This is a genomic window from Halobacteriovorax sp. (assembly GCF_048381875.1).
Taxonomy (GTDB): Bacteria; Bdellovibrionota; Bacteriovoracia; order Bacteriovoracales; family Bacteriovoracaceae; genus Halobacteriovorax_A; species Halobacteriovorax_A vibrionivorans.
Genome location: NZ_JBLXBP010000003.1, coordinates 376722 through 391587 on the forward strand (window position 1 = coordinate 376722; position 14866 = coordinate 391587).

At 37.7% G+C, this 14866-nt stretch carries 9 protein-coding genes; 2 read left to right on the forward strand and 7 right to left on the reverse strand.

All coding sequences use genetic code 11. The features are described from left to right. Positions 1–2: 2 nt before the first annotated feature. The 3 genes from recJ to ACN5L8_RS10295 all read right to left on the reverse strand — a co-directional run bounded on the left by recJ (position 3) and on the right by ACN5L8_RS10295 (position 3550). Complete coding sequence (gene recJ, locus ACN5L8_RS10285) at positions 3–1733, reverse strand: single-stranded-DNA-specific exonuclease RecJ (protein WP_114705542.1); 1731 nt, start codon at positions 1731–1733, stop codon at positions 3–5. A gap of 46 nt (positions 1734–1779) precedes the next feature. Continuing rightward, complete coding sequence (locus tag ACN5L8_RS10290) at positions 1780–2022, reverse strand: hypothetical protein (protein WP_114705541.1); 243 nt, start codon at positions 2020–2022, stop codon at positions 1780–1782. Between the two features lie 148 nt (positions 2023–2170). Then, positions 2171–3550 carry a hypothetical protein gene (locus tag ACN5L8_RS10295; protein ID WP_120405349.1) on the reverse strand — a complete coding sequence of 460 codons (1380 nt, stop codon included), beginning with the start codon at positions 3548–3550 and terminating at the stop codon, positions 2171–2173. A 148-nt stretch (positions 3551–3698) separates the two neighbouring features. Between ACN5L8_RS10295 and ACN5L8_RS10300 the strand changes: the two genes are divergently transcribed. Further along, a complete protein-coding gene (locus tag ACN5L8_RS10300; RefSeq protein ID WP_419168132.1) occupies positions 3699–4442 on the forward strand; it encodes an acyl-[acyl-carrier-protein] thioesterase in 744 nt (247 codons plus the stop codon). A gap of 1 nt (position 4443) precedes the next feature. Here the strand turns inward: ACN5L8_RS10300 and ACN5L8_RS10305 are convergent, their stop codons facing one another. The 4 genes from ACN5L8_RS10305 to ACN5L8_RS10320 all read right to left on the reverse strand — a co-directional run bounded on the left by ACN5L8_RS10305 (position 4444) and on the right by ACN5L8_RS10320 (position 13317). Further along, on the reverse strand, positions 4444–8010 hold the full coding sequence (locus ACN5L8_RS10305; protein WP_419172976.1) for a fibrinogen-like YCDxxxxGGGW domain-containing protein: 3567 nt from the start codon (positions 8008–8010) through the stop codon (positions 4444–4446). Further along, positions 8007–11780, reverse strand: coding sequence for a tail fiber domain-containing protein (locus tag ACN5L8_RS10310; RefSeq protein WP_419172977.1), 3774 nt, complete (start codon positions 11778–11780; stop codon positions 8007–8009). The genes ACN5L8_RS10305 and ACN5L8_RS10310 overlap by 4 nt, the downstream gene beginning before the upstream one ends. A gap of 266 nt (positions 11781–12046) precedes the next feature. After that, on the reverse strand, positions 12047–12838 hold the full coding sequence (locus ACN5L8_RS10315; RefSeq protein ID WP_120405345.1) for a transglycosylase SLT domain-containing protein: 792 nt from the start codon (positions 12836–12838) through the stop codon (positions 12047–12049). Continuing rightward, positions 12838–13317, reverse strand: coding sequence for a hypothetical protein (locus tag ACN5L8_RS10320; RefSeq protein WP_114705535.1), 480 nt, complete (start codon positions 13315–13317; stop codon positions 12838–12840). Before ACN5L8_RS10320 ends, ACN5L8_RS10315 begins: the two co-directional genes overlap by 1 nt. A gap of 167 nt (positions 13318–13484) precedes the next feature. On the opposite strand from ACN5L8_RS10320, the gene ACN5L8_RS10325 reads away from it, so the two are divergent. Beyond that, a complete protein-coding gene (locus tag ACN5L8_RS10325; RefSeq protein WP_114705534.1) occupies positions 13485–14861 on the forward strand; it encodes a M48 family metallopeptidase in 1377 nt (458 codons plus the stop codon). Positions 14862–14866: the final 5 nt, after the last annotated feature.

Sequence of the window (14866 nt, forward strand, 5' to 3'; positions counted from 1 at the left end):
AATTAATTCATCTCAATTCGATCAACCATCAGTTGAATATACTTATTACCATTAAAGTAATTTAAAGCGAGCGTAAAGTAGACTTCTAATTCACAATTAGGGTCTGCTTGGCGCTCAAATATTTCATTTGGCGTAAGCGCTCCCCATTTTGTCATATAGTTAAAGCTAATTCCCTTAAGATTAATTTTCTGATTTGTAATTGAAGTGAAGTTCCAGCGAACATGCACATCTTTTAGTAGATCATAACTCTTAAGCATTGCTCCTTTAAGCTTAAAGATAGGCTTTGCATTTCCCATCCCATAAGGCTCAAGGGCATCAAGTCCTCTTAGAAGAGCAGGGTCGATTTCATTAGGTGATATTTCAAGATCATAGAAGTTCTGTACCGTTCTTTGAATCAGGGGAATAGCGCGAAGCTTTTCATTCATTGATTGTTTGAAGGCTTCATAATTTTCTTGTTTCATGGAAAGGCCTGCTGCTGCTTTATGGCCTCCAAATTTTAAGAAGAAATCACGATGCTCATTTAAGAGATGATAAATATCTAGCTCTCCAGCAGAACGAGCTGAGGCCTTGATAACACCTTCATCTTCAGCATCACTGAAAACAATGGCAGGTACTTTAAAAGTTTCAACAAGTTTTGAAGCGACAATTCCAATAACACCTTCATGAAAATGAGGAGCGTAGACGATGGAGATATCGTGATCTCCTCCACCTCTTTTAATATCATCGATAACTTGTTGTTGGGCCTCTTCAAAGACTTCTTTTTGAATGGCCTTTCTCTCTGTATTACAATTAACAAGTTGGTGATAGTACTCACGTGCCTCGTTATAATCTTTTGAAATTAAAAGTTTTAATGCGATCTCAGGATGATCAAGTCGACCTTTCGAGTTAATAAGAGGGCCAACATTAAAAGATAATTTCTCACTTGGAATAACATCTTTTGAACGATCTGTAGGATCGAAGAATGCTTTTATTCCTTCGTATTGAGTATTTTTAATCAGCTTCATTCCATGACGAACAAGCTTCATATTCATTGGAGTTAAAGGAGCAAGGTCACAAATCGTTCCAATAGCAACATATTGAAGAAGATCATAAACTGAAGGAATATCTTCACCACGTGCAAGAAGGATCTTTCTAATTTCAACACAGATTGCAAATGCAACACCAACACCAGCAAGAGGTTTCATGTCTGAGTCTGCTGGTTCATCACGACGAGAAGGATTAACAACGGCCACTGCATCTGGCATTGTTTCACGCCCATCTTTATGGTGGTCTGTAATGATTAATTTAAGCCCTTTCTCTTTTGCATAAGCTGCGGCTTCAACATTGGAGATACCACAATCAACAGTGATCATCAGATCAATGCCATCTTCAATAGCACGATCAATTGAACAATTATGTAGGCCATAGCCTTCAATAAAACGTGATGGTTGTATGAGTTCAACTTCACGATTTAATTTTTGAAAGAATTGATAGAAGAGAGCACATGAAGTTGTACCATCCACATCGTAGTCACCGTAAATTGCAATCTTTTCACCTGCATCAAGTGACTTGATAATTTCATTGGCCGCTACATCAATATCAATGAGCTCCCCAAAATTGGGCAAAGCTTTTAAATCCCAAGAAAGAAACTCACGAATATCTTCATGAGACATGCCTTTCTTGTTCAAAAGTCTTTGAACGACAGGGTGTAAATTAAAGGTATTTTCAGTACTTGTGTGTGTTGTGTTCTCCATTATTGAACGATATCACGTTAAGTAGAGAACGAGAATTAATAAAGTCTTACCAAATGACGGTAATACCCTTTATAACGTCTTCTTCGTGCAGGTCGTTAACTTCAGAGAAAAGCATTCTAAACTCTTGAGAATTAGAAGCATGAATCTTATTAAAGTAGTTTGAAGGAAGAAATGACTTCTTGCAGCTATGACATTTTTGAACTTCTGTAGCAGTGTCATGCATGTGGCCACACATATGGCATTTCTTAATGAGTCTTTTTTTACTATGAGTTTTGTTTAATTCTTTCATGAATAGACCTTATTTCTTAAATGTAACAAGTATCTCTTCGAAGAATAGATGAATAAGTTTAGTAAAAATGGCAAAAATTTCCATTAAATCACAAAAGGCCGACTATTGAAGTCGGCCAATGTATCAAATAAATGGAGGGGGTGGGGTATTAAAATAGCCTAAAGTCACCTGTACTTGAGGCATCTAAAACATTTGATTGGTTGTTCATAATTGAAGTATTGCCAGTTGAATTCATACCACCGTAGCTTCCTTTTGTAGCTGAAGCTCCTAGTCTAAAGTTTTGAGCTGGGATTTGCGTTCCCCATCCAAAACCGTAGCGTGAGTAATCATAATTCTTTACCTGAATCGCTTGATCTGGTGCCAATTGCGTTCCCCAAGGCATTGATTCACTGAATCTCATCATTGGTGCATCTTGTCCGTAATAGTCATTGTAACCGTAATTCCAATTGTTGGCCGCGTTCAAGCTCTGGATAAATTGTGTCTGCTGTCTTAAATCAAGCATCATAGACATATAATCACTTTGCTGATTATTAAAGGCATCAAATGATCCAAAGTACGAATTAATCTGAGGCTTTGTAAATGACTGGGCCATTGGATTAATTAATTGTTGCATCATGAATGCTTGCTGCTCTTGTCTTTGTTGTGCAATTTCATTTTGCATTGATTGAATATACTCAATAAGGGCAAGTTCTGTTTCTGTAAATTCAGAATCATCCTTATCTTTCTTGTCTTCTTTATCTTTGTCTTCCTTCTCTTTTTTATCTTCTTCTTTTTCAGATGAAGCTACTTTAGGAGACTCTTCATTTGAATCTTCTTTCTTATATTCATCTAGCTCAGCTGTAATCTTAGCTAACTCATCTTGAAGCTTTTTGATTTCATCAGTATTAACTTCTGATTTTGCATTTTGAATTTCACAAACAAGTTTTGCGTTCTCTTCTTTTAATGCTTCATTTTCTTCTTGAAGAGTAATAAGTTTTTCACTTATTAGTCTTAAGTTCTCTTTTGTTTCTTCAAATTTAGAGATAGCCTCTTTTGCAGTTTCAAGCTCAGCTGTTCGAGCTTCGATAAGCTCTTCGAGGGCCTGAATTTTCTCTTGTTTGATTGCTTCATCGACATTGTCTGTTGATGATTGGACTTCACTCAATTGTGATTTAAGTTTTGAAATCTCCTCACTACTTCTAGCAAGCTCTTCAGTCATTGTGCTGGACTTCTCTTGCAATTCGCCAAAGCGTTTTGTGAGATCTTTATAATCATCGATTAATTTCTTATCTTTTAATTGAATCTCAACTTTTGTAACATGCTCAACCTTTCCAAAAAGTCTTGCGGAGTCAAACCAAAGGTCAAAGATTCCTTTTTGATGGACCTGGTAATTAGAGACCGTAATTTCTTGCACATTTTGCTCACCTGCAATTTCACGATAGTGTCCTGTGCGTTCTACGTTATTTGAAATCATCATTTCATTTTGTACGTAAGTACTCGATAGAAATAATGCACTCATAATAAATAGCTTTTTGTAACAAGCCTTCATAATTCCTCCCATTGATACAATTTATATGTTGCAATAGGCGTGCCAAGAAAATAGCCTCAAAAGCCTAAATATCGTGCAAAAATGCCATAGTTGGTGTTCATAATTTAGACACTGGCCAAAACCAATGCGCTTTTGCTTAAATATAGGCATGAAAGAATCAATATATAAGAAGACCTATCAGGTTAGTATCAATAGCGTTAATATCAACAAGAAGCTAGGCCTCTACGGCATTCTTGGCTATTTGCAGGACATTGCTACAGTTCACGCTGAGGAGATGGGCTTTGGGCTTGAGGATATGATTAGAGACCAGTCTTTTTGGGTTCTTGTAAGACAAAAGCTTCGTATGACGAGATTTCCTGGTTGGAATGAAAAATTGGAAATTCAAACTTGGTCACGCGAGCCTCAGGGCATGTACGCTTTTCGCGATTTTGAAATTTTTCAAGATGGTGAAAAAATAGGGGATTGCTCAACAGTGTGGATGATCCTCGATGGAAAGACCAGAAAAGTTAAGAAGCCAGACTTCCCTTTAGAGAGAATTAATCCCCGCACAGATTATCAATTAGATTATATTGCACACAAGGTAGAGCCTCGCGAAAACTTTGAAAAAGTTAATACGATTGTCGTTAGAAATAGTGATCTCGACCTTAATATGCATGTGAATAATACAAAGTATTCTCAGTGGATCTTAGATTCAATTCCAATTGAATTACATAAAACAGCAAAGCTAAATGAGTTTGAAATTAACTTTATGGCCGAGACTCATCTAGGTGATGATATTGATATTTACCGCGCTCGAAATGAAGAAGGTGAACTTAATCACGATATTGTTTATAAAGGAGTTAGGCACTCGGATGGAAAGACTTGCTTTCTTGCTAAGATCTTAGCGGATTAAATTAGCGTAGATAGAATTCAAATGTACAAGCACCCTTTCCTGAGTAGCAGACTTCTGTTCCGTATGCTGGAACAATACCTTCGTTACCTGAGTTGATCGCGATATTAAAGGCATCGGCCGTTGTGTAGTTATCATTGGCATTTTGGCCTGTACAGCCGGCCGTACGACTGGTATGACGAAGGTTTCCGGTACAATCAGTATAGTCGTAATCCCATACCCCTGTACCATTTTCAATTATTGGTGCTCCTGCATTGTAAGAAGGTGAAATGAACATGGCATCAGTTGTTCCAACTGCACGTGAGAATTGCTCTGGATTAATAGATGCTCTTGTATTAGGAACACTTCGATGCACTAAGAGATGGTCAGCGACAGTGCTAACCATAATTGAGTTATCGAGATCTGTTACACCACTTGAGCGCACAACTAAAGTCCAGCCGCCACCGTCAGTTGTCATATCACAATAAACAGTTCTTAAAGTGTTGCCACCAGGTGTGAAGTTAATCGTGTAATTTCCTGAAGGTGCATTTGGATTTTCTTCGAGTATTTGTTTACAAGAGGATTTATAGCCTCCATAAGAATTTACTTCTCGAATCATAAACCAACCATTTCCTGCACCTGTTGCAGCAACAGGGTCTGTCGCCCATGCTTTTGAAGTACTATACCAGTATGCACCGTTAAAGTATCCTGTTCCACTGGTTTCACCCCCTCCATGTATTTTTCCGGCCCAGCAGGCTTGATACCAGAATGGAGTATTAGAATAGAAGGAAGGACAGTTTCCTGTATGAGAGTCATTATCTTGATCGAAAGTTGTCCACTGGTTACCATTATGTGTTGTGGCCATGGATGCTTTCACACTTCCAAGGACTTGTTGATAGGACTCAATATTTAAACGGTATTTATCAGCAGGATCAAAATTCTTTACTGTCATAATCGCCTGTTGAGATATTGGTTGGTCATAGTCATAGGCCCATGAATAGAGTAGTTGAAAGTCCTCGTTTCCTGAAATTTTATCCCAGTGATCTAGGCCAACAAAGTAATTTAAGTTTTCTAAATATTCATTTAGTGACTCGGCTCCAATACTTGGCCTTGAGATCGGAGAACACTTTCCAGTAAAGTCATTTGAAGCAGATTGATCATATGAACAACGAGGAAGTGTTGAGATAGATTGGCTATAACTAATTCCCGTAGTTGGTTTATTTGTTCCCTCTCTAGTATTTCCCCATACAAGCGTCCAACCACCGCCTTGAGTTTCCATATCACAAACTGTAGGAAATGCACTATTTGCTCCAAGAGGGCCATCTGGGTCAATAAGATAAATGCCTGTTCCAGCAGAATAGCCACGATCAAGAATTTCACGGCACGATCTCATCGAAGGAAGTGAGCGGACCCATACTCTTGTTTCTTGGTATTGTTTAAGGTTTAGTCCAAGACCGGTGTCAGTTTCTGTTGATGTAAAGGCACTTGTACAATAGTTATTTCCAGAACTAGCACATGTCGATATATCGGTGGTCACAAAAGTGTCTCTAGGTACACATCGCTTACCGTAACCACCACCAAGGTATACTCGGTCTGTTGTAACTGGGTCAACATTAATACAACTATAAAAGACTCGCCAGCCATTACCATAGCCATAGAAGAAGTACTGACCAACTAAACCTACGTTCTCATTTCCATCCATATCCGCAAACATGACATTAGGATTAGTTGCATCCCCTAGGGCCGCTACTTGTTGAAAGTATTGTGGAATTGTCTTATCTAAATATGCAGTCTCCCAGGTATTATCGGTAATATCAAAGCCTGTATTTACACCTTCAATACGCATTTGATTAAAGGCTATAGAATTTGATTTCGAATAAATTTCTGCTGAGGTTTCACCTCTGACTGCGTGAGTAGGGTAACCGTGCCATACTTTTGTCCAGCCGCCACCATCTGTCGTCATGTCACAATCAACAGTAACAGCACTGCCTTCTGGATAAATTGTATAGCTTCCATTACCACGAGATTTACCACTTAAGAGAATATCCATACAGTTTTTAGGACGGTCATATTTTTCTCTTAAGAAATAGCGTGCTTTTACATTTGCTTGTCCTGCATTAAATGAACCAACCCCTCTTGTTCGTCTAATATCATCACTATTATCAATATGATAAATATAGTGTCTCGGTTGGTCATGAACATCAGAGGTTGATGTTTGCGTATATCCTGGAAGACAATCTCCCCATCCAAAACCTGCCCAGCGAGCGTGGCGATCAAGGTAATAATCAGTTCCATTACTATTTCTAAAGCGAAATTGTGAACCGCCTGTCAGCATGTCGCATTCACCTGGAGTTGAGCGTTCTTGACCAGATTTCATATCAACAACAATATTAAAGTCATTTGGATTAAAGAATTCTACTGTGGAGAAGTCAGTTGCTCCCCAGTTAGTAATATCTCTTGCCATCATTTGAGTAGCCGAAAAATCAAAGAAATTATGCATACCAACGGTATTAATATCTGCAAAGTTAGATGCTGTGATATTTACCCCAGTAAACTCATCTTTCATTTCGTTATATGACTTCTTAGTCGTCATTGCGGCATCAGCAGCATTGGCATAGAAGAGAGTCCAGCCACCATTATCGATATCCATTTCACAATATATTTGAGTAGCAGTTACTTGGTCTGGATAAATTGTGTAGACACCAGAACCTTTAGATTCCCCAAGCTCTAGAATATGCTGACATGACATTGGTCTCATCCCTTCATCATGTAGGTAGAGTTCAACAAGAGCAGTACCTGTATCATTATTATAAGTTGAAGGAATTCCGGTTTTATAGACAGCATCTGAACCAATTGCATAATACCAATTTGAGTGATTTACTGAACCATCAAGCAATGAAGAATTACCATTAGAGTAGGCGAAGGTATTATTACCTAACTCAAGTCCACCCCAACGCTGTTCATTTCTATCGATAGAGATACCGCGATAGCCGGAAACAGGAGTGTCATAGATTGGGTTTGTATATTGTGACCAAATATTTCGCCATGATTCATTTGGATAGTTAATTTTAAAAGTGAATCGATTGAGATTCTCAAATTCATCAATATACTGAAGAATCGAGTACAGGTTTGCTGTTGGAGTTGTTTGATTATAAATAAGAGCATCATTTACAGTTGGAAAGTATCCACCAGTAATATTGTGTTTGAAAACGCGGGTCCAACCACCACCGTCATTATCCATATCACAATAGACATTCATCGCACTTAATGGGCCTGCCCCATCGATATCAACTGAATAGACACCACTTGCATAACTACCTGTTTTATTCATGGTCGAACATGAAACATTACAATCTCTAATAATGAGGTCAGAGGGATTGTTAGCATAGAAATTCATCCACTCAACATTTGTTTTAGTTGCAACAAAATGTTCTTTAGTTGATGAAGTATTCCAAACTTTCTTACAAGTTCCATGAGCAACTATCGTTCGCAATTCATTTGAAGTAAGTTTAAAACCTGTATCAACAGTATTAATCCCAAAGGCAGCTTGAGAGAAGATAAAAGTAAATAGAAGACCTATTTTGAAGTTCATTCTTTATTTGCTTTTTGTAACTCTTTAATAGCAGCACGCATCTCTTGCATTTCAGCTTTTAATTGCTCATTCTCTTCTTTTAAAGAAGCGATTTCTCTTTTAACTTCCTCATCATTTGAAAAGAGCTTGTCTAATTGCTCTGAGATTGACTTCACTGCTTCAACAAGAAGTGCAGTGATATTTCCGTACTGAACTGATTTATATCCATCCTTACTTGTTTTAACTAATTCTGGTTGAACTTTTTCAACTTCTTGAGCAATAAAACCAACAGTCTTCTCTTGCGGGAAGTTTCTGTCAGGAAAATCATCTGTCTTCCAGTCAAAAGTTACACCTCTTAATGATCTAACTTTATGAAGTGGATCAATAATGGTTTCGACATTCTCCTTGAAGCGTTCATCTGATGTATAAAGATATGAAGCTGCAATCACATTTCCTGCAACATGTAACTTTTCAGATGGTGTAATTGTTCCAACACCAATATTTCCTAAAGTATCAATTGTCATATGTGTATTTTTGTAAGAGGCGTCATCATTTCTTTGACCTAAGTATAATACTCCGTCATTGTTGTTAAATGACCAGATCTTGTTATCAACTCCACCAGAACGATCTTCAAGGTAAATATGAGAATTAAGTGCTCCGCTTACATGGAGAAGGTTTTGTGGTGTTGTCGTTCCAATACCAACGTTTCCAGTATTGAAATATATATTACTTCCATTAGTGGTCCATTGAGATTGGTTAATAGTCCCCATCTGAGTTGTTACATAATTCTTAACTGCACTAACAGATGGTGCTTGAGTCGTCTCTGTTCCAGCTGTTGAATTTACAACTGCTGCTGTTTGAGCACGTGCCGTTGTGAAGTATAAATTAGTCCCCTCGGCCACGTCATCAGTATCAAGGCCCGTAATGGCCGTATAGTTTGCATTAATTTGTGCCTGTAATTTTCCATAGGCATCAAGAATTGTATCAGTTGCGGCCAATACTGAGTTTGTTCCAACAGTATAGCCGGTAAGCGGTGTACTCATTACATTCGAGGCCGGAACTCTTCCACTTCCATCAAGTCTTAGAAGTTCACCTGCACCATTTGATGTATTTACACCAATTTGAATATCATTAGCATTTTCTGTTAATGCAATGTCTGTTGTTGCAGTTAAACCTTTAAACGGTAGGTCTGTTCCTGTTTTTGTTAATACTAGGGATGCCCCACCTGCACTTGATGCCGTGTTTGGTTCTCCATTTGCTGCTACAACTGTTGATAAACAACCACTACCATCAACACAAATATCGTTACCTGTTGTAACATTGATATTTCCATCAACAGTTAGTTTTGTTGTTGGTAAGTCCGTTCCTATCCCTACATTTCCTAAAGCATTAGCCGTTATAATTTCTTGCCAGTCTTTAAAATTACCTGTGTTATCGCTATGTCGTATAAATGCACGTGGGTTCTCTGTATTGTTTGCTTTTATATGTAATTGAGCGACTGCGCCACTTTCTACACCACTTTGCATGTTTAGTAGCGCTCCACTTTCTCCAGGAGTAGGTGACCCATTACTTGTAGTATTTGATCGATAAAGACCAGCTGGTAAGCTTTTAGTATTAAAATCATTTCCTGATGGTAAGCTTAGACCAAAGTTATTAGACGTTATAATACCATTTACTTCTAATTCATTACTCGGTGAAGATGTGCCTATCCCCATAAAGCCTGAACTATCTACGATTAACTTTTGATCCCATCCGACACCTGTACTTAAAGATAAAAGATTCCCTGTGCCTTCTTGATGAACATGTAAAGCATCATTAATTCCATTATAATCTACTTCATGCTTTCCCCAAACTGTTGAATTTCCATTAACAGTTAACGTTGTACTAGGTGTACTCGTTCCAATACCTACATTCCCTGAACTGAAATAAATATCACTTCCAGAAGTTATCCATTGGGACTCATTAATAGCACCGGTCTGAGCGAGAACATAGTTTTTCATGGCATCGACAGAAGGAGCCTGTACTGTTTCTGATCCTGCTGTCGAATTAATAACTGCAGCGCTTTGTGCTCGTGAGTCATTAAAGTATAAATTTGTTGTGCCTTCTGAAACATCATCACTATCTAAAGTAATATTTCCACTTAAGGCCTGTCCGTTAACAGTCGTTGTTTTGTCTACCTTATTTGTTAGTGCAGAAGTATTGGAAGAAATATTTGTGGTATTCGTGGCAATATCGGTATTATTACCATTAATTTGACCTTGTGTTTTTTCAAAGGCCGTTTCAACAGTATCAGTATTTGTAATTGGTGAGTCTGCTCCTGTAGCAAAGTCTGATAAAGTTGTTGATGAAGTTGGATTTGGAAGATTTGTTAATTGGCTACCATCAACTGCTGGAAGCTTTGAAGTTCCATCTAGTTGTACAATTTGATTCGCGCCAGTACCGACATCAACATTCAAAGTTGCAGATCCCGTCGTCGCACCACCCGTTAAACCAGTCCCTGCGACAACATCTGTAATATCACCACCAGCAGCACCGCTTAAACATGCTCCGCCATCAATACAAACATCACTTGTCGAAGACACTTTGATATTTCCATTTACTTCAAGTTTCTCTGTTGGTGAAGTTGTACCAATACCTACATTTTGAGTTGTAGAGTCGAGTGTCATGAAAGTTGTTCCACCAGTGTATGGAGTTGAAAACCTTAGCTGGCCACCATTGTTTAACCTGTCACCAAATTGAAGATATGTAGCAGCTCCATTTTGAGAAATTCGAAACCTCTTATCATTAGTTGTGTGATCGATTAATAATGATCCATCTTCTATTGTAAGTTCTGCACTTGGGGTAGATGTTCCAATACCAACAAGTCCAGCATTGTAGTAAATATCACTACCTGTTGTTGTCCATTGTGTTTGATTAACGTTACCAATTTCTGTCGTTACATAGTTTTTAACTGAATTAACAGAAGGAGCGATTGTCGTTTGAGTCCCACTCATGTCATCAATAACTTTAGCATCAGCATATGTATCGACGTATCCTTTTACCGCTAATTCACTTGGTACTTGTGTTGAAGAATCAAGAGTTCCCGAGTTGTCGAGATCACTAGCAGGAATTTGAGCAACGTTTAAGACATTACCTAGGCCTACATAAGTTTTATCAATAGTTGGGGCGTTTATCTTTGACCATGAAATTGCTGCTGTTGAACTAATATCTGCATCAACAATAGACCCATCAGTAATATCTGCTGAACCCACTTCTGGGTTTGATCCACTTGTAACACGTCCATATTGATCAACTGTAACTGATGTATAAGTTCCCGCTGTACCAACTGTGGCCTGACCTAAAACTCCAGCATTATTTACTAATGTACTATCAACAGTTAATGCCGCGGTTTGATTGATACAATCAAACTGATTACCTGATTTAATTAAAACCTGATTATCTAGACAGCCGCCAACGAAGTCGAGGCTATCTGGAGTGATTGCTGCGTTAGCAATTGAATCCGCCGTTACGGCCTTATTTGCATAGAATGCCATCGGAACAGAAAGTATTTTTTGATAGTCAAAAGTGAGTCCATTAGTAACATCAGTTACTCTTATTAAAAGAGTTTCACTACCAGTAAGGTCTTCAACATGAGTTTGATAATTTGGTATTACAAGTTCTGTGCTATAGATTCCGTTTGAAAGTGTTACAGAATTAATATTAATTGTCTCAAGAAGAGTCGGACCTGTAGAGTTAAAGACTTCAAAGCGTAAGTCGACAGTTCCCGTAATAGGGGTTCCATCAGTTTGCACAAGCCTTCCCGAATATCCGATGAGGTCTGTAGAGGCACCTATATTAGAGCTAAGTATTAAGCTTAATGAGATGACTAAAGAATATATTAATTTTTCGCCAACGTTCAACTAAATCCCCTGTTAGTACAGTGGTTTATCGACATTTTAACTTAACTTTGTTAACTAATTTAATATTAGTTACTTATAGGAGAGATTCTTTCCGGTATCGCTTTATTTTGCCAAGAAATTGAGGCTTAAACTCAATTTCTTGACAGAGATTTAATAACTTAAGGGGTTGCTTTACAAGGAGGGTAGTTTCTAACCAGCTCACCAATAGGCCCACCAGTTTGACTATGATTAGGTCTTAACTTTTCCCAATAAGAGTTAGTTGGAAAAATTCTACCTGAGCCGCGATATATTCCGCGTCTTCCTTTGAGGATTTCCATCATAATGTCCATGCTACATTTTATCTGATTCTCTGGTTTGATTGTTGCGGTATAACCAGTTTCAAACTTACAATTTTCTCCGCGCCACATTCTATTTCTTTTAACTTGATTGAGCTGAAATAGTCCCGTTGGACGATCTGTGGCATCAGGAACAGGCCCTGTATTTACTTTTGTCGGATCACATGATGATTCAACTTGTGCAATTGAAGCAAACATCCAAACCCAAAACCTTTTTCTTTGCTGGTTATTTAGATTGTACCAATTAGGGCAAGTGTATGGACTTGCTGTCATTCCTCTCACTTCATCATAGAGGTAGATATCCGATGCTCCCTCTGTATTGTCGATATAATTAACAATCATATCTCCCCATACACCAAGGCTACCATCTTCTTTTACAAAGTTCTCACACATCTTATTAAAATAAAGAGAGCCTCGTCGAAATGTTGTCGGTAACGGATCTGCCTCTGAAATAAGATTATCTTCTACTTTACAGTCTATACATGGCTCTTCAGGAGGCGCCACAACTTGATCAATAACAACATTTATTTCTTCTAAAAATTGAGCTGTCGAATACGGAGTCGTTTCATTTGCGTATAAATTAAAGCTTAAAAAGAGTATAACTAAAGTCTTCATTAGTTACCTCCCTTTTTGCGTTTAAATATACACTTGATCTTACTCTCGACTGAATGATAAGAGACTTGCTCATCACTAAAACTTAATACCTGAGTACTTTTGGCTTCAAGCTTTTTAAAATTTTTAGGACATTCTATGATTTCAGAAAATTGAGTTACCTTGTTATTTTCAAACTTATAACGAGATGTCGACTTGCAACCGTCAGAAGTCTTCTCAATTTGTTTTTCTTTTGAAAATGGGCCAAAGAAAATTGTCTGTCCAATTCTAAGGCCATCTTTAGGTTTACTAGAATTTAGAAAAGCGAGAGTACCTGAGTCACAGAATCGACTATTTGATTTGATGACTTCATATTCTCCAACATGCTTCTTGGCCACATCCAAAAAGCTCTTAATCTCATCTCCAAAGCTTGGGAGAGTTATACAAATAACTAGTAGTAATTTCAATATGTTAAACTTAGTGCTCTCTTGTCGATTTCTCATTCTTATTTCCTATTTTATGTACGGAAAACCTTGTAAATTATACCATCTTAAGAGGCTTTATGAGTCCATAGAGTCATGATTGCCTCTTTTATTCCTATCTTATTTACACTTCAATGGCATAACTTCTTAAAGATTGATACTGATACTCCAAACATTAGGAGATAGGTATGAAGAATATAGGTATGCTAGCGGTTCTTGCGTTACTCGTATCGTGTAATGCAGAGAAGATAACAACGGTTAAGGTTGTACACTCTCTTGACTCTGATGCACTTAGTGGTGAGATCAAGGTTAATAGTCAAAAATTAAATTTCAATGGATCATCTGGAGAAACATTTGAAATCAAAGGAACTTATCCACGTAATCTTTCAATGGATCTAGATTACACTCATGCAGAAGCTTTCTATGCAAATAGTGTAAACAAGCTACCTGCTACAGAAATCAATATGAAGTTCGAGGTAAGAGGTTATAACTCTGAAAAAGGAACTGTTGATTTAAGAAGAGAAGGAAGTGTTAAGCTTCAAGGTGAAAAATTCAAACTTACTAATTGCTCTAATACTGTTGATTTTAAAGTTGATGGTAGTGAATTAACAATTGATATGTCTAAGTTTAAAAGTTTAGCTTCATGTAAGTTCGTAGGAAAATATAAGAACCACAATCGTATTGGAGAGAAGGGGAGACTACATAATGGTTTTGGCCGTAACTTCTTTAAATTCGATTCAGATAAAGATATGGGTCTAGAGGCCAGTTATGCAATCCGTAGCCAATTTTCAGGTTATGTTTATAAAGACGGTGAAATGGCCGAGTATTTACAGAAGATGCTTACTAAAATTGCAAAAGCTTCAGATATGCCTGATCTTGAACCGAAGGTTTACTTCATCAATGCACCAATTGAGAATGCATTTGCTTTACCTGGTGGATATGTATTTGTATTTAGAGGTCTAATTGAAGCACTCGAAACAGAAGCTGAGCTAGCCGGTGTTCTTGGACATGAGTGGGCCCACGTTACTGAACGTCACGGAACAGAATCTGTTTCAAGAAACTTAAAAAATATTGCTACAAAGTATGTTGGAGCTGGACTTGTATGGGCACAGTTTAATATCTTTGGTGCAGCAGCAGCTTATTATATCTATGATAAATTAGAAGAAATTCCACTTATGGGATTCAGTCGTCTTCAAGAGCTTGAAGCGGATAAAATTGGTGTTCAATACGCTCACGAGGCTGGTTATTCACCATATGGCCTATCAAAGTTTTTTGCAGCAATGGGTGATCGTCAAGAGTCTTGGTTAGAGTTACTTGTTTCAACGCATCCAAGACCTTCAACTCGTGTTGAAAAAATTGAAGAGCTTGTTTTTAATTATATTCCTTATTCAAGAGATGCTGTTGTAACTTCAGAAGATTACCTTGCAGCTAAGGAAACAATGAATGAAATTGAGCCAATGCCTTACTATATCGCTATGAGAGTAATGGCCCAGATGGGTGGTTTAGTTGAAGAAAGTATCAAGAGCTCAGTTAGAAAGAAATTTAAATTAGAAAAAGAAGATTAGATTAA